General features: G+C 72.2%; 18 protein-coding genes. 11 read left to right on the top strand and 7 right to left on the bottom strand.

Annotated elements, in window-relative coordinates; genetic code table 11:
- Positions 1–62 precede the first annotated feature (62 nt).
- Positions 63–1,238, top strand: a complete 1,176-nt coding sequence (locus AAW13_RS01670) for a carbohydrate kinase family protein (protein WP_046732887.1) — start codon at positions 63–65, stop codon at positions 1,236–1,238.
- Positions 1,239–1,528: 290 nt separating this feature from the next.
- Here AAW13_RS01670 and AAW13_RS01665 read toward each other — a convergent pair whose 3' ends face one another.
- Positions 1,529–2,218, bottom strand: coding sequence for an FAD binding domain-containing protein (locus AAW13_RS01665; RefSeq protein ID WP_046732886.1), 690 nt, complete (start codon positions 2,216–2,218; stop codon positions 1,529–1,531).
- 315 nt (positions 2,219–2,533) lie between these two features.
- Between AAW13_RS01665 and AAW13_RS01660 the strand changes: the two genes are divergently transcribed.
- From AAW13_RS01660 to AAW13_RS01625, 8 genes are all read left to right on the top strand, one after another.
- The gene (locus tag AAW13_RS01660; protein WP_046732885.1) at positions 2,534–3,601 is read left to right on the top strand and encodes a PhoH family protein; all 1,068 of its coding nucleotides are present in this window, start codon (positions 2,534–2,536) and stop codon (positions 3,599–3,601) included.
- A gap of 14 nt (positions 3,602–3,615) precedes the next feature.
- Positions 3,616–4,113, top strand: coding sequence for an rRNA maturation RNase YbeY (ybeY, locus tag AAW13_RS01655; protein WP_046732884.1), 498 nt, complete (start codon positions 3,616–3,618; stop codon positions 4,111–4,113).
- A gap of 22 nt (positions 4,114–4,135) precedes the next feature.
- Complete coding sequence (locus AAW13_RS01650) at positions 4,136–5,440, top strand: hemolysin family protein (RefSeq protein ID WP_046732883.1); 1,305 nt, start codon at positions 4,136–4,138, stop codon at positions 5,438–5,440.
- A complete protein-coding gene (locus AAW13_RS01645) occupies positions 5,437–5,796 on the top strand; it encodes an MmcQ/YjbR family DNA-binding protein (RefSeq protein WP_046732882.1) in 360 nt (119 codons plus the stop codon). Before AAW13_RS01650 ends, AAW13_RS01645 begins: the two co-directional genes overlap by 4 nt.
- Positions 5,797–5,899: 103 nt before the next feature.
- Positions 5,900–6,250 (top strand): cytidine/deoxycytidylate deaminase family protein, encoded by a 351-nt coding sequence (locus AAW13_RS01640; RefSeq protein ID WP_046732881.1) that lies wholly within the window; start codon positions 5,900–5,902, stop codon positions 6,248–6,250.
- A gap of 549 nt (positions 6,251–6,799) precedes the next feature.
- A complete protein-coding gene (locus AAW13_RS01635) occupies positions 6,800–7,267 on the top strand; it encodes a hypothetical protein (protein WP_046732880.1) in 468 nt (155 codons plus the stop codon).
- Positions 7,268–7,421: 154 nt separating this feature from the next.
- Positions 7,422–8,756, top strand: coding sequence for a WxL domain-containing protein (locus tag AAW13_RS01630; RefSeq protein ID WP_071659383.1), 1,335 nt, complete (start codon positions 7,422–7,424; stop codon positions 8,754–8,756).
- A 126-nt stretch (positions 8,757–8,882) separates the two neighbouring features.
- Positions 8,883–9,953, top strand: a complete 1,071-nt coding sequence (locus tag AAW13_RS01625) for a DUF7507 domain-containing protein (protein WP_046729837.1) — start codon at positions 8,883–8,885, stop codon at positions 9,951–9,953.
- On the opposite strand, the gene AAW13_RS01620 is transcribed toward AAW13_RS01625, so the two are convergent.
- Together AAW13_RS01620 and AAW13_RS01615 are read right to left on the bottom strand one after the other, a co-directional pair.
- Positions 9,847–10,185, bottom strand: coding sequence for a P-II family nitrogen regulator (locus AAW13_RS01620; protein WP_046729838.1), 339 nt, complete (start codon positions 10,183–10,185; stop codon positions 9,847–9,849). The genes AAW13_RS01625 and AAW13_RS01620 overlap by 107 nt on opposite strands.
- The gene (locus tag AAW13_RS01615) at positions 10,182–11,492 is read right to left on the bottom strand and encodes an ammonium transporter (RefSeq protein ID WP_046729839.1); all 1,311 of its coding nucleotides are present in this window, start codon (positions 11,490–11,492) and stop codon (positions 10,182–10,184) included. Before AAW13_RS01615 ends, AAW13_RS01620 begins: the two co-directional genes overlap by 4 nt.
- 142 nt (positions 11,493–11,634) lie before the next feature.
- On the opposite strand from AAW13_RS01615, the gene era reads away from it, so the two are divergent.
- On the top strand, positions 11,635–12,603 hold the full coding sequence (gene era, locus AAW13_RS01610) for a GTPase Era (RefSeq protein ID WP_071659382.1): 969 nt from the start codon (positions 11,635–11,637) through the stop codon (positions 12,601–12,603).
- A 28-nt stretch (positions 12,604–12,631) separates the two neighbouring features.
- Here the strand turns inward: era and AAW13_RS01605 are convergent, their stop codons facing one another.
- Positions 12,632–13,480 carry a helix-turn-helix transcriptional regulator gene (locus AAW13_RS01605; RefSeq protein ID WP_046729841.1) on the bottom strand — a complete coding sequence of 283 codons (849 nt, stop codon included), beginning with the start codon at positions 13,478–13,480 and terminating at the stop codon, positions 12,632–12,634.
- 122 nt (positions 13,481–13,602) lie between these two features.
- Here AAW13_RS01605 and AAW13_RS01600 point away from each other — a divergent pair, with 122 nt between their 5' ends.
- The gene (locus tag AAW13_RS01600; RefSeq protein WP_046729842.1) at positions 13,603–14,460 is read left to right on the top strand and encodes an NAD-dependent epimerase/dehydratase family protein; all 858 of its coding nucleotides are present in this window, start codon (positions 13,603–13,605) and stop codon (positions 14,458–14,460) included.
- Positions 14,461–14,616: 156 nt separating this feature from the next.
- Here AAW13_RS01600 and AAW13_RS01595 read toward each other — a convergent pair whose 3' ends face one another.
- The 3 genes from AAW13_RS01595 to AAW13_RS01585 all read right to left on the bottom strand — a co-directional run bounded on the left by AAW13_RS01595 (position 14,617) and on the right by AAW13_RS01585 (position 17,582).
- Entirely contained in the window at positions 14,617–15,882 is a 1,266-nt protein-coding gene (locus AAW13_RS01595; RefSeq protein WP_046729843.1) for an MFS transporter, read from the bottom strand.
- Positions 15,879–17,225: a GH1 family beta-glucosidase gene (locus AAW13_RS01590; protein ID WP_420855420.1), complete on the bottom strand. Its 1,347-nt coding sequence runs from the start codon at positions 17,223–17,225 to the stop codon at positions 15,879–15,881. The genes AAW13_RS01595 and AAW13_RS01590 overlap by 4 nt, the downstream gene beginning before the upstream one ends.
- Positions 17,226–17,315: 90 nt before the next feature.
- Positions 17,316–17,582 (bottom strand): protealysin inhibitor emfourin, encoded by a 267-nt coding sequence (locus AAW13_RS01585; protein ID WP_046729845.1) that lies wholly within the window; start codon positions 17,580–17,582, stop codon positions 17,316–17,318.
- Between the last annotated feature and the right edge of the window lie 2 nt (positions 17,583–17,584).

The raw sequence follows: 17,584 nt of genomic DNA, 5'->3' as shown, positions 1-17,584 counted from the left end.
GGCCGCCGCTCCCGTGACATGGTGCACACTGGCCGGATCCGCACCACGTCAGGGAGCGCACCGTGACCGCGTCCAACGCGTTCGCCGGAGAGGAACCGGAGTACCTCGACGACGACAGGGGAGCAACAGCACCGCACTGCGCCGCACAGGTCGACCCGCTGGCCGGCCTGCGCGCGCCCGGCGACCCGCCCTGGGACGTCTACCTCACCGGCACCGTCTTCCTCGACATCATCTTCACCGGCCTTGGCTCCGCCCCGGTCCGGGGTACCGAGTCCTGGGCCCGGGGGATGGGTTCCAGCCCCGGCGGCATCGCCAACATGGCCACCGCCCTCGCCCGCCTCGGCCTGCGGACGTCCCTCGCGGCGGCCTTCGGCGACGACCACTACGGCGAGTACTGCTGGGACACGCTCGCCCAGGGCGAGGGCATCGACCTCTCGCCGTCCCGCACCGTGCGCGGCTGGCACTCGCCGGTGACGGTCTCCATGGCGTACGAGGGGGAGCGGACCATGGTCTCGCACGGGCACGAGCCGCCCGCCGACACCCTGTTCCGGCAGCAGAACGCACCCGGCCACCCCGCGCACGCGCGCGCCGCGGTCGCCTCCCTCACGCCGGGCAAGCGCAACCCGTGGATCGCCCGCGCCGCCGCCGAGGGCACCCGCATCTTCGGCGACGTGGGCTGGGACGACACCGGGGAGTGGGACCTGGCCGCGCTCGCCGACCTCGAACACTGCGAGGCGTTCCTGCCGAACGCGGAGGAGGCGATGCGGTACACCGGCGCCGACTGCCCGCGGGCCGCCGCGCACGCCCTCACCGCGTACGTGCCCCTCGCGGTCGTCACCCTCGGCGCGGAGGGCGCGTACGCCGTCGACGGCCGTACCGGCGAGTCCGCGCAGGTGCCGGCGATCGCCGTGGAGGCCCTGGACCCGACCGGCGCGGGCGATGTCTTCGTCGCCGGGTTCGTCACCGGCACGCTGGCCGACTGGCCGCTCGCCGACCGCCTCGCCTTCGCGGGCCTCACGGCGGCGCTGTCCGTCCAGGAGTTCGGCGGTTCGCTGTCCGCGCCGGGCTGGTCGGAGATCGGCGCGTGGTGGCGGAAGGTCCAGTCGGTGGCCGGGCAGGACCCGGCGGCGCTGCGGCGGTACGCGTTCCTGGAGGGCCTGGTGCCCGAGGAGGACCAGGTACGGCCCTGGCCCCTGAGAAGAGCGGTACCGACGATCGGCTTCGGCGGGGCGGGGTGAGCGGGGCCGGGTGCGGGTGCGGGTGCGGTGAGCGGGGCCGGTTGCGAGTGCGGCGGGTGAGCGGGGGCTGGGGACGGGGGTTTCGCGGTTACCGGCGCTCGCGGGATGCCGCTGCGTCCACCCGTGCCGCCCCTGGCGGCACGCATGCCCGCAGCGGGGGTGACCGGAGATCGCGGGTGTGACTGCCCCGTCAGGGGCGCTGGGGGGGGACCCCGGCCGAAGGCAGGGGGAGGAACTGCGCGAGCAACCCCCACCCACCCGCGGCCGAGTGACGACCTTGGCGCCCCCGCCTACTCTCCCCGCACCCTGGAAACCTGCTCGCGCACCAGTTCCCGCCCCGCCTCCGACACCCCCGACAGCTCCCCGGCGAACAGTTCCTCCAGCCCGCCCCCGTCGGCCCCCGCACTCCCCCCGCTCACCGCGTACCCCTCGCGCACCGCCACCCGCAGCACACCCTCCGTGTCCAGCGCCGCAGCCACGATGCTCGGCACCTCCCCGCCCGCCGGATCCGGCACCTTCGCGTACACCCCGGCCACCGGCTCCCGCCAGCGCAGCGCCAGCAGCACCGGCGACTTGGCCACCACCTCCGCCAGCTCCACCTCGTACACCCCGTCCGCCGTGAGCACGTCGGCCCGCGCGTCCAGCACCATCGCCGCCGGCAGCAGGTCCCGCAGGCTGGACCCGGCGAGGTTCCCGCCGACCGTCGCCGCCCGGCGCACCGCCCCCGTCCCGACCCCCTTCGCCGCGTGCCGCAGCACCTGCGGAACCCGGTCGTCCACCTGGCCCAGCAGCACCGCGCCGCCCAGCACCCCGCCCCCGACCGCCGTCGCCTCCGGCACCTTCCGCAGGGACACCGCCTGTTCCGGGAAGCCGTCCCGTTGCCACGCGGCCCACACGAGGGTCGCACCACCGACGGGTATCGCCCCCTCCGCCAGGCACTCCCGGGCCTCGGACACCGACGTGGGCAGACGCAGCTGCACGGCTCCCTGCTTTCTTGAGAACGCTGAAGAACACCGAAGAACACCGAAGAACACCGAAGAACGCTGATGAACGCTGATGAACACCGAAGAACGCTGATGAACGCTGACGGAATCTGTCAGGACATATGGACGGCCGTTCGGATTCTGCCCTGGTGGGCCGGAGCGCATGCAGGGCTCATCGCGGCAACGGGGGCGCCCTTCCCGGCGAAAAGGCCTACGGCGTTGTCAGTCCCGCGTCGTACGCTTGATACCGCGAGGCCGCCCTCAGCTACGCGGCCGTGATGAGGAGGAACCGCAGGCCTTAAGCGCCGGCCCATGACTCAGACACCCACAGCTCACACTCCCGCGCAGCAGCAGGCCCGAGCTCAGTTCGAGGTTCCCGCCCAGCACCCGATGGTCACCGTGCTGGGATCCGGCGACTCCCTGCTGCGCGTGATCGAGAAGGCCTTCCCGGCGGCCGACATACACGTCCGGGGCAATGAGATCAGCGCGGTCGGCGAGGCGCACGAAGTCGCCCTCGTCCAGCGCCTGTTCGACGAGATGATGCTGGTGCTCCGCACCGGGCAGCCGATGACGGAGGACGCAGTGGAACGCTCGATCGCCATGCTGCGGGCGAGTGAGAACGGGGAGGGCCCGGAGGAGACCCCGGCCCAGGTTCTGACCCAGAACATCCTGTCCTCGCGCGGCCGTACCATCCGCCCCAAGACCCTCAACCAGAAGCGGTACGTCGACGCGATCGACAAGCACACGATCGTCTTCGGCATCGGCCCCGCCGGTACCGGAAAGACGTATCTGGCCATGGCGAAGGCGGTGCAGGCCCTACAGTCCAAGCAGGTCAACCGCATCATCCTGACCCGGCCGGCCGTGGAGGCGGGGGAGCGGCTCGGCTTCCTGCCGGGCACGCTCTACGAGAAGATCGACCCGTACCTGCGCCCGCTGTACGACGCGCTGCACGACATGCTCGACCCGGACTCGATCCCGCGCCTGATGGCGGCCGGGACGATCGAGGTCGCGCCGCTCGCATACATGCGCGGCCGCACCCTCAACGACGCCTTCATCATTCTCGACGAGGCCCAGAACACCTCGCCCGAGCAGATGAAGATGTTCCTGACCCGGCTCGGCTTCGACTCGAAGATCGTGATCACGGGTGACGTCACCCAGGTCGACCTGCCGAACGGCACCAAGTCCGGTCTGCGCCAGGTGCAGGACATCCTGGAGGGCCTGGAGGACGTGCACTTCTCCCGCCTCACGTCCCACGATGTCGTACGGCACAAGCTGGTGGGCCGTATCGTCGACGCGTACGAGAAGTACGACAGCAAGCACGGCACGGAGAACGGCGCGCACCAGGGCGGCCGCTCGAAGTCCGGGCACAAGGGGAAGTAGACAAGCACCGCGCCATGTCGATCGACGTCAACAACGAGTCCGGAACCGAGGTCGACGAGCAGGCGATCCTCGACATCGCCCGCTACGCACTCGCACGGATGCGCATCCACCCGCTCTCCGAGCTCTCGGTGATCGTCGTGGACGCCGACGCCATGGAGCAGCTGCACATCCAGTGGATGGACCTGCCGGGTCCGACCGACGTGATGTCGTTCCCGATGGACGAGCTGAGGCCGCCGTCGAAGGACGACGACGAGCCGCCGCAGGGGCTGCTCGGCGACATCGTGCTCTGCCCGGAGGTCGCCGCCAAGCAGGGGGCCGAGGCCGACACCCAGCACTCCATGGACGAGGAGCTCCAGCTGCTCACCGTCCACGGAGTGCTGCACCTGCTGGGCTACGACCACGAGGAGCCCGACGAGAAGGCCGAGATGTTCGGCCTCCAGGCGGCCATCGTGGACGGCTGGCGCGCGGAGCAGGGCCTCACCGGCCCGTCCCCGGCGCCGACCGTCTCCTGACCGGGGGCCGGGTCGTATCCGTATGAGTCCGCAGATCGTCTTCGGCGCGATCGCGCTGGTCGTCGTCGCCTGGCTGGCCGCCTGCGCGGAGGCCGGCCTCGCCCGTGTCTCCAGCTTCCGCGCCGAGGAGGCGGTGAAGTCCGGGCGGCGCGGCAGCGCCAAGCTCGCCCAGGTCGCCGCCGACCCCACCCGCTACCTCAACGTGGCCCTGCTGGTCCGGGTCGCCTGCGAGATGGCGGCGGCGGCCCTGGTCACCTACGCCTGCCTCCAGGAGATCCCCGCCACCTGGCAGGCGCTGCTCGCCGCGATCGGCGTGATGGTCCTCGTGTCGTACGTCGCCGTCGGCGTCTCGCCGCGCACCATCGGCCGCCAGCACCCGCTGAACACGGCGACGGCCGCCGCGTACGTGCTGCTGCCGCTGGCCAGGATCATGGGCCCGATCCCGTATCTCCTCATCCTGCTCGGCAACGCGCTCACCCCCGGCAAGGGGTTCCGGCGCGGGCCGTTCGCCTCCGAGGCCGAACTGCGCGCGCTGGTCGACCTCGCCGAGAAGGAGTCGCTGATCGAGGACGACGAGCGCCGGATGGTGCACTCCGTCTTCGAACTCGGGGACACCCTGGTGCGGGAGGTCATGGTGCCGCGCACCGACCTCGTCGTCATCGAGCGGTACAAGACCATCCGGCAGGCCCTCACCCTCGCCCTCAGGTCCGGGTTCTCCCGGATCCCCGTCACCGGGGAGAGCGAGGACGACATCGTCGGGATCGTGTACCTGAAGGACCTGGTCCGTAAGACGCACATCAGCCGGGACGCCGAGTCCGACCTGGTCTCCACCGCCATGCGGCCCGCGTTCTTCGTGCCCGACACCAAGAACGCCGGCGACCTGCTGCGCGAGATGCAGAAGGAACGCAACCACGTCGCCGTCGTCATCGACGAGTACGGCGGCACGGCCGGGATCGTCACCATCGAGGACATCCTGGAGGAGATCGTCGGCGAGATCACCGACGAGTACGACCGTGAGCTGCCGCCGGTCACCGATCTCGGCGAGGACCGCTACCGGGTCACCGCCCGCCTCGACATCACCGACCTCGGCGAGCTGTACGGCCTGGAGGAGTACGACGACGAGGACGTGGAGACCGTCGGCGGGCTGCTCGCCAAGGCGCTCGGCCGGGTGCCGATCGCCGGGGCCTCCGCGCAGGTCGAACTCCCCGACGGCCGCAAGCTGGCGCTGACCGCGGAGTCGGCCGCCGGCCGCCGGAACAAGATCGTGACGGTGCTGGTGGAGCCGGTGCCGGCGGCCGACGACCCGGAGGGGGACGGCACCGAGTGACCCCGGACCAGCTGCGCGCCCACTGCCTGTCCTTCAACGCGGCCGTGGAGGACTTCCCCTTCAACCCGGACATCTCCGTGTTCAAGGTGCTCGGCAAGATGTTCGCGCTGAGCTGGATCGACGCGAAGCCCCTCAAGGTCAACCTCAAGTGCGACCCCGAGGACGCGGTACGGCTGCGCGCCGACCACGAGGGGCTGATCGCGCCCGGGTACCACATGAACAAACGGCACTGGAACACGGTGACCGTGGACGGCGGGCTTCCCGACCGGCTCGTGCGGGAGCTGATCGAGGACTCGTACGACCTCGTCGTGGCCGGGCTGCCGAGGGCCGAGCGGCTGCGCCTCGACCGGCCGTGAACCGGGCCGGTCCCGGTCGGGTAGGTCCGACCGGGCCGGGTCCGACAGGGCCGGGTCGGTTCCGGGTTGACCGGGTCAAGTGTGGGGTTCGTATGCTCGGGGCATGACCGACAGCAACGCGCTTGACCCCGAGGACCGCAAGATCGTCACCCTGGCCCGCTCGGCCCGGGCCCGCAACGGCGTGCCCGAGGGGGCGGCGGTACGGGACTCCACGGGCCGTACGTATGTGGCGGGGACCGTGGAGCTGGCCTCGCTGAAGCTGAGCGCGCTGCGGACGGCGGTGGCGATGGCGGTGGCGTCGGGAGCGGAGTCGCTGGAGGCGGCGGCGGTCGTCTCGGCGGCGGGGGAGATCGACGCCGAGGACCTGGCCGCGGTGCGGGATCTCGGGGGGCCGGGGACGCCGGTACTGCTGGCGGGGGCCGACGGGTCGGTGCGGGCCACTGTCTCCGCCTGACCCACCGGACTCGGTCCGCCGACAGACGAGGCCTCGACTGACTCCGTCGAAAAGGGACGGGGCTTCGTTGACTCGAGTGGGCCGGGGTGTGAATCGCCTGCGGCGCCGTCGTGGTTGCTCGCGCGGTTCCCCGCGCCCCTTGGGTGGGACCGGTCAGGTCCGGTAAGGGGCGCGGCCGGTCGTTGACTCGGGTGGGCCGGGGCGTGTGAATCGCCTGCGGCGCCGTCGTGGTCGCTCGCGCAGTTCCCCGCGCCCCTTTGGGGACGCTTGTGCTGGTCCCACCTCAAGGCCCCCGCCCATCGGCGGTCGCGCGATCACCGCAACCACCCCTCCGCCAAGGCGCCCCCGCAGGTAGGCCGGAATTCAACCTTGTCGGTCTGGGTCTCCGGGGCATCAATGGGGACCGTACGTTCCGACGGACCGTCAGATTCTGGGCGGGGCGTCGGACACGGCGTCCCGCGGTGTGCCCGCATCCACCCGAATCGGGGGCGTCGCCATCCCCACATGGCATTCCCACGCAACCTGCAACGGGAAGGGAGCACTGTCCCCATGAAACGAATCACCACCGGTGCGGCACTCGCGGCGGGGGCCCTCGCCGCAACGGCGCTGGCCTTCGCACCCTCGGCCGCCGCCGTCACCCCGACCACCGCGACCGTCACCGCCAGCTGCGGCATCTTCGGCGGCGGCGCGGCCACCCTCACCGCCACCCAGAGCGGCACCTCCGCCACCCTCACGCTCACCTCCAGCGCGATCACCACCCCGCTGGCCCTGTCGGCGAACTCCATCGCCTCCACGCTCACCATGTCCAACTCCACCGGAGCCAGCCGGGTCTTCAGCGGCACCGTGAACCCGGCGATGGCCGCCGGCTCCGCGGTCACCGTCGGCCCGCTGCCGGGTACGGTGGCCTCCGGTGACAGCCTGGACTTCTACAAGGGCTCGCTGAAGATGGTCATCTTCGGCGTGACCGTCACCTGTACGTCGAGCGCGGCCCAGTCACCCGGGCCGTTCGTGTTCTGAGCCCGCTGACGGGTTCGTTCCGGATGCCGCAGAAGCTGATGAACCGTCAGTTTTCTGCGGCATCTCCATTGACTTCTCACGCGCCCTCCACATCAATGGCCCCCTGTCGGCGCAGAGGAGCCGCTGCGCCCGCAACCCTCAGGAGGGGGCAAAGATGGGTTCACCCCCAGGATCACGAAGATCCCGACGGTGGCGCTGGATCTCACTGTTCGGGGCGACCGCGCTCGCGGTCACGGCGGGCGGCGCGCTGGCCTGCCCGGCCGGTGCCGCCGGGACGAACGTCGACTTCGCCACGCACTGCATCCCGCCCGCCGTCGCGGGCCTCCCGCCGATCGACGGCACCACCACCGCCAACATCGCGGTGGACAACACCGCCCCGAAGGTCGGCGACACGGTCACCGTGACCTACACCGTGGTCACGCCCGCCGCCAACAACCCCACCGCCCTCGCCCTGCCGGCCGACATCATGACGCCGACGGGCAAGGTGACCCTGGGCGGCGCGCAGACGGGCGACGTGACGGTGACCGGGCCGAAGAAGAACGACCCGGTACCCGGCTACGGGACCTTCCCGTCGTTCTCGATGACCGGGACGTTCACCGTGACCTCGCCGGGTGCCATCACGCTCTCGCCCGGCGACTACAACATCCACACCAGCTACATCCTGGAGCTGGACACCCCGTGCACGGTCACCAACCCGCCCGCCCCGGTGTCGGAGACCGTCACGGCGACCTCCACCACCCCGGTCAACAACCGTGCCATCAGCCTGGGTTCGGCCTCCGGGAACCCCGGTGACAGCGTGACCGTCAGCGGGCAGAACTTCACCCCGGGCGCCACCGTGACGCTCGCCGGACGGTCCGGCTCCAGCCAGACCGCGGACACGGCGACCGCCACCGCGGGCAGCGACGGCGGCTTCAGCGCTCCGCTCGTCGTCAACGACAGGACGACGACCGGGATCGTGGCGTACGAGGGCAGTGCCTGGAGCGACGACCTGGGGGCCGGGCCGGCCGCCTACGTCGTGAACGACACCACCCCCGTGCCGGACGGCAGCCAGAAGCTGACCACCACCGTCAAGGCGGGGACGCTGTCCATGTCCCAGGCCGGGGACTCCGTCGCGCTGTCGGCGGTCGACTTCGGTCAGGGCGGGGCCTCCACCGGCGCGTTGCAGACCGTCACCGTCAAGGACTTCCGTGGCGGTCCGGCCGGCTGGTCGCTCACCGGCAAGGTCACCGACTTCACGGGTCCCGGCGCCAAGATCGACGCGGGCAGACTCAGCTGGACCCCCGCCTGCGCCACCAAGGCGGGCAGCCCCAGCACCTGTGCGGCCGGTTCGGCGGGCACCGTCGGCAGTTCCGGGGCGACCCTCGCGTCGGCCCCGGACGGCACGCTCACCGGCGGCCAGTTCACCGTCGACGCCGGACTCTCCCTGGACGTACCGGCGTTCACGCCTCCGGGGTCGTACTCCGGAGTCCTCACCCTGACGCTCACCTGAGCCGACTCCACCGTGTGGTGGCCGGACGCGCACACGACCGGCCACCACCAGACCGCTCACAGCAGTTCTGGCAGCTTCTGACTGACAGAACTGCTACCGACCGCTTCCGACCGGGGGTCCGCACCCATGCGTCGTCGCGCCAAGCCGTATGTCCTCCTCCTGAGCCTGCTCCTCGGCGCCCTCCTCACGGCGTCCCCCGCGCGCGCCGCCGACAACGGCAGCTGGTCCGTCTACCCAGTCGCCTCGAAGATCGCGGCGCGGCCGTACTTCTATCTCTCCCTCGACCCCGGGCAGACCCTCACCGACAAGGTGGCCGTCGCCAACAAGACCGGCGAGCCGCTGACCTTCCGGCTGTACGCGGCCGACGCCTACAACACCGCGCGGGACGGTGGCTTCGCCGTCCGGACGGTGACCGAACGGATGCGGGGCGTGGGACTCTGGGCGAAGCTCTCCAAGGCACGGGTCACCGTGCCCCCGCACCGGACGGTGACGGTCCCCTTCACGCTGCGGGTGCCGCGGGGAGCGGAGCCCGGCGACCACCCTGGTGCGATCGTGGCCCTGGACGAGCGCGTCGACCCGGGCACGGGCACGCTCGCGCTCGGCGTGCGGCGGGCCGTCGGCGCCCGCGTCTACCTCCGGGTGAACGGTCCGACGCTGCCCGCCGTCGCCGTAGAGAACGTGCACGTCGGCCATCACCAGCCGCTGGTCCCCGGCCTCGGCGACAGCACGGCGACCATCACCTACACCCTGCACAACACCGGGAACGTCACCCTGAACCCCCAGGTACGGCTGCGCGCGGAGGGACTGTTCGGCCGTACGCTGCTCAGCCGCACGCTCACCGGGATCCCCTCCGAACTGCTGCCGGGGGAGCGGGTCCGGCTCACCGCCACCTGGCCGGACGCACCCCAACTGGACTGGGGAAAGGTGACGTTGACGGCCAGCGCGACCGGTACCACGGAGTCGGCGAGCGCGTCCTTCCTGGCCCTGCCGTGGCTGGTGCTGGCGCTGGTGTTCGCCGCCGGGGTGGCGGGGGGCACGCTCTTCGCCCGGCTGCGCCGGGGCCGCGGCCTGCCGTCGCCCGCCCGGTACCTCAGAGCGCGTCGGGGCCGCGTTCGCCCGTCCGGACCCGTACGACCGTCTCCACCGGCAGTGCCCACACCTTCCCGTCCCCGATCTTCCCCGTCTGCGCGGCCCTGACCACCGCCTCGATGACCGGCTCGGCGTCGGCGTCCTCGACGACGACCTCGATGCGGACCTTGGGCACCAGGTCGACCCGGTACTCGGCGCCGCGGTACACCTCGGTGTGGCCGCGCTGCCGGCCGTACCCGCTGGCCTCGGTCACGGTCAGACCGTGCACACCGAGCTCCTGAAGCGCGGTCTTCACCGCGTCGAGGCGGTAGGGCTTGACGATCGCGGTGATGAGCTTCATGGCTGGGTGCTGACCTTCTGAGCGGCGGGAAGGACGGAGTGGGAGACCGGGGCGCCATGGCCCAGGACCCCGTGATCGTAAGCCGTCTCGGCGTGCACCGTAAGGTCGAGGCCGGTGTGCTCCTGCTCCTCGCTGGCCCGGAAGCCCATCGTCCGGTCCAGCAGCTTGCCGATGCCGTACGTCACCGTGAAGGCGTACACGGCCACGACCACGACGGCCACCGCCTGCCTGCCCAGCTGGGCGAGCCCGCCGCCGTAGAGGAGACCCTCGGTGCCGCCGGTCATCGCCTTCTCGGCGAACAGGCCGATCAGGAGGGTGCCGATGATGCCGCCGACCAGGTGGACGCCGACGACGTCGAGCGAGTCGTCGTAGTCCAGCCGGAACTTCCAGGAGACGGCGTACGAGCAGACCACGCCCGCGGCGAGGCCGACGACGAGCGCGCCGAGCAGGGAGACCGAACCGCAGGACGGGGTGATCGCGACCAGCCCCGCGACCGCGCCGGAGGCCGCGCCCAGGGTGGTGGGGTGGCCGTCGCGCTTCTGCTCGACGAAGAGCCAGCCCAGCAGGCCCGTGCAGCCGGCCGCCATGGTGTTGAGGAACGCGGCGGCGGCGAGACCGTTCGCGCCGAGCGCGCTGCCCGCGTTGAAGCCGAACCAGCCGAACCAGAGCAGCCCGGCGCCCAGGATCACCATCGGCAGGTTGTGCGGACGCATCGCGTCCTTCTTGAAGCCGAGCCGCGGGCCGAGGACCAGGCAGAGCGCGAGGCCCGAGGCGCCCGAGGTGATCTCGACGGGCAGGCCGCCGGCGAAGTCCAGGGCGCCCAGGTGGTGCGCGATCCAGCCACCGGGGCCCCACACCCAGTGCGCGACGGGAACGTATACGAGCACCGCCCACACCGGCACGAACACCAGCCACGCCCCGAACTTCGCCCGGTCCGCGACCGCGCCGCTGATCAGCGCGGCCGTGACGATCGCGAAGGTGAGCTGGAAGGTGGCGAAGAGGAGGGTGGGCACGCTGCCCTGGACGCTGTCCGGCCCGAGACCGCTCATGCCCGCGTGCCGCAGGCCGCCGATCAGCCCCGCCCAGGCGTCGTCCCCGAAGGCCAGCGAGTAGCCACCCGCCAGCCACACCACCGTGACCAGGGCGATCGACACGAAGCTCATCATCAGCATGTTGAGGACGCTCTTGGTGCGGACCATGCCGCCGTAGAACAGGGCCAGCCCCGGGGTCATCAGCAGGACCAGGGCGGTGGCGGCGAGCAGCCAGGCGGTGTCACCGGTGTCGGCATGCGCGGCGGCGAGGTACACGGGCGTCTCCAACGTCGTGGGGGCTCGTCAGAGGGTCACCGGTTCCCGTTTCCGGTCGCGTACGGCTGTGTTTCCGTGACGTTTCGTTGCGTCCGGGTTACCGGGATCTCACGGTGCGGCGGGGTGTCGTGGATCAGGGAGAATGGGGGGCATGAGCGTTCGCAGCCAGTCAACCGAGCCGTCGGAATCGTCGGAGACCGTCCACCGGGCGGGCTTCGCCTGTTTCGTCGGGCGCCCCAACGCGGGCAAGTCCACCCTCACGAACGCTCTGGTCGGGCAGAAGGTGGCGATCACCGCGAACCAGCCGCAGACCACGCGCCACACGGTCCGGGGGATCGTGCACCGGGAGGACGCCCAGCTGATCCTCGTGGACACCCCGGGCCTGCACAAGCCGCGCACGCTGCTCGGCGAGCGGCTGAACGACGTGGTCCGCACCACCTGGGCCGAGGTCGACGTGATCGGCTTCTGCCTGCCGGCGAACGAGAAGATCGGCCCCGGTGACCGTTTCATCGCGAAGGAACTCGCGGGGATCAAGAAGACCCCCAAGGTCGCCGTCGTCACCAAGACCGACCTCGTCGACTCCAAGACCCTCGCCGAACAGCTGATCGCGATCGACCAGCTCGGCCGGGAGCTGGGCTTCGAGTGGGCGGAGATCGTGCCGGTCTCGGCGGTCGGCGACAAGCAGGTGAGCCTGCTGGCCGACCTGCTCGTCCCGCTCCTGCCCGAGGGCCCGGCGCTCTACCCGGAGGGCGACCTCACCGACGAGCCCGAACAGGTCATGATCGCGGAACTGATCCGCGAGGCGGCCCTGGAGGGCGTCCGCGACGAGCTCCCGCACTCCATCGCCGTCGTCGTCGAGGAGATGCTCCCGCGCGAGGACCGCCCCGCGGACAAGCCCCTCCTGGACATCCACGCCAACCTGTTCATCGAGCGCCCCAGCCAGAAGGGCATCATCATCGGCCCCAAGGGCAAGCGCCTGAAGGAGGTCGGCATCAAGAGCCGCAAGCAGATCGAGGCGCTGCTGGGCACACCGGTCTTCCTCGACCTGCACGTGAAGGTCGCCAAGGACTGGCAGCGCGACCCCAAGCAGCTGCGCCGACTGGGGTTCTAGGGCGACCCGCCCCGGCGCCCGGCACGGGTCAGGCGGGGCTCGGGGTCATGTTCTGGAGGCCCACCACCCTGAGCAGTCGCAGGCGTTCGTACGACTCCGTGCCCGGGCGGGCCGTGTGGATGACGAGTTGCTGGTGGGTGCCGGCGTTGAGGAGTACCTCGCAGTCGAGTTCCAGCAGGCCCACGGCGGGGTGCAGGAAGCGTTTCGTGGCCGCGCGGCGCACCGCCACCTCGTGTGCGGCCCAGAGCTCCGCGAACTCCTCGCTGCCGGAGCGGAGTTCGGCGACCAGGGCGGCGGGTGCCGGGTCGGTGGGGCGGGCCGCGGCCACCGCGCGGAGGTTCGCCACGTGTTCGCGGGCCCGGACCGGGCGGTCCTCCGGCGGGAAGAGGTCACGGGAGGCCGGGTCCAGGAAGTAGCGGCGGAGCAGGTTGCGCTCGCGCGGCGGCCGGGCCAGCACGTCCCCGCTCAGCGCCCGCGACAGCGCGTTCTGGGCCAGGACCTCGCCGCAGTCGGTCGTCACCAGCGCCGGGGTGTCGTGCAGCCGGTCCAGGACCAGGAGGAGGCCGGGCCCGACGTGGGTGCTCGCCGCCGCCCGGCGCGGCGGCTCCTCGCCGGCCAGGTGGAACAGGTGGTCCCGTTCGTCCTCGGTCAGTCGCAGCGCGCGGGCCAGTGCCGTCAGCATCTGGCGGGAGGGCCGCGGGCCCCGGGACTGTTCGAGACGGGCGTAGTAGTCGGCGGACATGCCGGCCAGCGCGGCCACCTCCTCGCGTCGCAGCCCGGGGGTGCGCCGCCGGGCGCCGGGCGCGAGGCCCACGTCGGCGGGGTCCAGGCGGGTGCGGGAGCGGCGCAGGAAGTCGGCGAGTTCGGGACGGTTCACCTCTCCAGGGTGGCCCGCGGCGGCCGGCTTATCCAGGGACCGTCGATCCCCTGATCAGGAGGTCTCTCCCGGTCGTCGCCGGCGCGGCGGAGGGTGGTGGCACCAGAACGAAGGAGACGGCCATGATCACTCTTGTCACCGGTACCACCGGACAGGTCGGGCGGCGGCTCGTGCCCCGGTTGCTGGCCCAGCGGCAGCCGGGCGAGGAGGTGCGGGTGCTCGTCCGGGACGCGGCCCGCGGGGAGCCGTTCGCGGCACTGGGCGCCGAGGTCGTCGCCGGGGACCTGCGGGACGAGGAGGCGCTGGGGAAGGCGGTGGCCGGGGCCGACGCCGTCGTGAACGTGGCGGCCGCCTTCCGGGGCGTTCCCGACGAGGAGGCCTGGGCGGTCAACCGGGACGCGGCCGTGGCGCTCGGGCGGGCCGCCGCGGGCGCCGGGGTACGGCGGTTCGTGCAGGTCAGCACCGGGAACGTGTACGGCACCGGACGCGGCCGCCCGCTGACCGAGGACGACGAGAGCCGGCCCGGCGGCGAGATGTGGGGCGCCTACGCCGAGTCCAAGATCAGCGCCGAGCGCGAACTGCTCGCGCTCGGCGGGGAGATGGAGGTACGGATCGGACGGCTGCCCTTCGTCTACGGCGAGGGCGACCCGCACCTCGCGAACGTCATGCACTGGGCCGCGCGCTGGGCGCCCGCGCAGCGGCTCCAGATGGCCCACCACGCGGATGTCGCGCAGGGGCTGCTGCGGCTGCTGTACGCGCCCGCGGTGAACGGCCCGGTGTACAACATCGCCGACGACGCCCCGGTCACGACGGTGGAGCTGCACCGGCTCAACGGCGTCGAGGTGCCCGACGGCCTGTACGGCCGCACCGACCCCGACCCCTGGTTCGGGATCATGTCGAACCAGCGGATCCGCCGGGACCTCGGCTTCCGGCCGATCTATCCCAGCGTCTGGACCGCCCGGGACGCCGGAGCCCTCTGACACCGGGCCCTCTGACGCCGGGCCCTCTGACGCCGGGCCCTCTGACGCCGGGCCCTCTGACGCCGGGCCCTCTGACACGGGCCCTCTGACACGGGCCCCCGGCACCGGCCTCCCGGCACCGGCCTCCCGGCACCGGCCCCCGGCGCCGGGCGGGGGCTAGTCGACCCCCCGTATGCGCCCCACCAGTCCCGCTCCCGCCAGTCCGATCACCGCCGCGACCAGGTACAGCATCCGGTAGCCGCCCAGGTACGTCACGATCGGCGCGGCGAGGGCGGGCGCCGCCACCTGGGGCAGGGCGTTGGCGACGTTGATCACGCCGAGGTCCTTGCCGCGGTCCAGGGCCTTCGGCAGGACGTCCGTCATCAGCGCGAAGTCCACGGAGGTGAACACCCCGAAGCCGATGCCGAGCAGCGCCGCGGCGACGATCGCGCCCGGCCAGGTCTGCCAGGCCGCCAGCAGCGCGGTCGCCGCCGCCATCAGCATCCCCGACCAGACCACGAACGGCTTGCGCCGCCCCACCCGGTCCGACCAGACCCCGCCCACCACGACGGTCGCCATCAGCGTCAGCCCGTTCACCGCGGTCAGGACCAGCACGCCCTGTTCGGGGTCGTGGTGGTGCAGCCGGTCCCGCAGGTAGTACAGGAGGTACAGCAGCACCAGCGCGTTGCTGAGGTTGATCAGGAAGCGGGTCAGCCAGGCCCAGCCCAGGTCCGGATGGCGGCGCGGGCTCAGCCAGAAGCCCGCCAGGAAGCCCCGCCAGGACCAGGGCGGCCGGTCCGCCGGCGCCAGCCGCAGGTCCGGGTGGCGCAGCACGTACGGCAGTACGCCCACCGCCGTGAACACCGCGCACGCCACATAGCCCGCCGCGACACCTCCGGTGGCCGTCGCCAGCCCGGTGCCGCCGACCACCCCGAGGATCTGCGCGGCGCCCAGCCAGCCGCCCACCGAGCCGCGCTGGAGCCGCGGCACCCGGTCCGGCACCGCGGCCGTCACCGCCGCGAACGCCGCGTTCAGCGTCAGCTGGACCAGGCACCAGCCGAGCACCATCGTCCCCATGCCGCCGGCGCCCGCGAGCAGCAGCAGGGACAGCGCCCCGCCCGCCGTACCGGCGACGATCCACGGGGTGCGCCGGCCCCACCGGGACGTCGTCCGGTCCGACAGCGCCCCGAACAGCGGGTTCGCCAGCAGGGAGACCACGGCGCCGGCGCCCGTCACCCAGGCCAGCATCGTCTCCTTGGACATCCCGGTGCCGGGCGCGAAGTCCTTGGCCTGGGAGGCGAGCAGGATTTGCAGCGGGCCGTACCAGCCCACCCAGATCGCCCCGTTGGCGAGACACAGCGCCCAGGTCCAGGACCGGCCGACCCTCGCCACCGGCTCCGCCAGGGCGGCCGGCTCCCCGGCCGGGTCGCGGGTCGTCGTCATCTCTGTGCCCGCAGCGCGTCCCGGAACCACCCGTACGACGCCTTCGGGGTCCGCCGCTGCGTCGCGTAGTCGACGTGCACCAGGCCGAAGCGGCGCTCGTAGCCCTCCGCCCACTCGAAGTTGTCGAGGAGCGACCAGACGAAGTAGCCGCGCACGTCCACCCCGGCCTCGATCGCCTTGTGCAGCGCCCGGACGTGGCCGTCCAGGTAGGCGATCCGGTCCTGGTCGTCGAGGCCTTCGTACGAGCAGCCGTTCTCGGTGATGACGACGGGCGGGAGCCGGTCGCCGTAGCGGTCGCGGAAGCCGGTGAGGAGTTCGGTGAGGCCGTCCGGGACCACCGGCCAGCCGAAGTCCGTCACCGGGACGCCCTCGATGTCCTGGACGGAGAAGGGGAGTTCGGCGGGGAGGGTGAGCCCGCCGAACTCGATCTCGGTGCCCTGCGGGGCGCCCACCTTCGTGGGGGAGTAGTAGTTGACGCCGTACCAGTCCAGCGGTTCGGCGATCACCGACAGGTCGGCCGCGACGTCGCCGGGCATCAGGTCGCCCATGCCGTCGGGGTACTCGCCGAGCAGGACCGGCTCGGCGAACAGGCGGTTGAGGAGGAGGTCGTAGAAGGCGGCCGCCTCGAGGTCCGGCTGCTCCCGCGAGGCCGGCCAGGTCGGGCCGTGCGAGTTGGCGATGCCGATGTCGCCTGCGCCGGCCGCGCGCAGCGCCCGTACCGCCAGACCGTGCGCGAGAAGCTGGTGGTGGGCCGCCGGGAGGGCGTCGAACATCAGCTGCCGGCCGGGGGCGTGAGCGCCCAGCGCATGGCCGAACAGGGTGTGTTCGGCGGGCTCGTTGAGAGTGATCCACTTCTGTACCCGGTCGCCGAGCCGGTCCGCGACCGTGGAGACGTGGTCGGCGAAGCGGGCCGCGGTGTCCCGTTCCAGCCAGCCGCCCTTCTCCTCCAGGGCGGACGGCAGGTCCCAGTGGAAGAGGGTGGGGACCGGCCGTACGCCCGCCGCGCACAGGTCGTCGACGAGCCGGTCGTAGAAGTCCAGGCCGCCCGCCGACCGGACCCTGGGCCAGGAGACGGAGAAGCGGTACGCGTCCACGCCGAGGCCGGCCAGCAGGGCCACGTCCTCGCGGTGGCGGTGGACGTGGTCGCAGGCCACCGCCGCCGTCGAGCCGTCCTTGATCCGGCCGGGCTCCGCCTCGAACACGTCCCACACGGACGGCTCGCGCTCGTCGGCCGCGCCCTCGATCTGATGGGCCGAGGTCGAGACACCCCAGAGGAAGCCGTCCGGGAAGCGGGGGAGGGAGGGGGTCGGATGGACCGCGTCAGTCGCCATGGCCGGGATCATCCTTACCCCCGGTAACAGAAGTCAACGGCCTGGCGTGAACTGTCGCATGCCGCCAACACCCGGGCGGGACCTACCCGTTACCCGACCGGTTCACGCGCCTTCCTTCAGCACCCGTGAGATCAGTTCGCGTTGGCCGTCCGTCAGCCGCGGGTCGGCCGCGTACACCGTCCGCCCGTCCACCGTGATCTCGTACGCGAACCCGTCCGGCACCCCGGGCGGTGGCGTGCCCCGGCCGGCCGCGAGCGCCTGCTCGGCCAGGGCCTGCCACTCATGGGCGTCGGGCCGGCCCGAGGTGTCCACCTCGGCCCGGCGCTCGATGCCCGCGAACCCGCCCGTACGCCTCACCTGAATACGCATGG

The organism is Streptomyces humi (assembly GCF_001005085.2).
GTDB lineage: Bacteria > Actinomycetota > Actinomycetes > Streptomycetales > Streptomycetaceae > Streptomyces > Streptomyces humi.
Note: the sequence above shows the minus strand (reverse complement) of the source record. Positions and strands in the feature narration are given on the sequence as shown.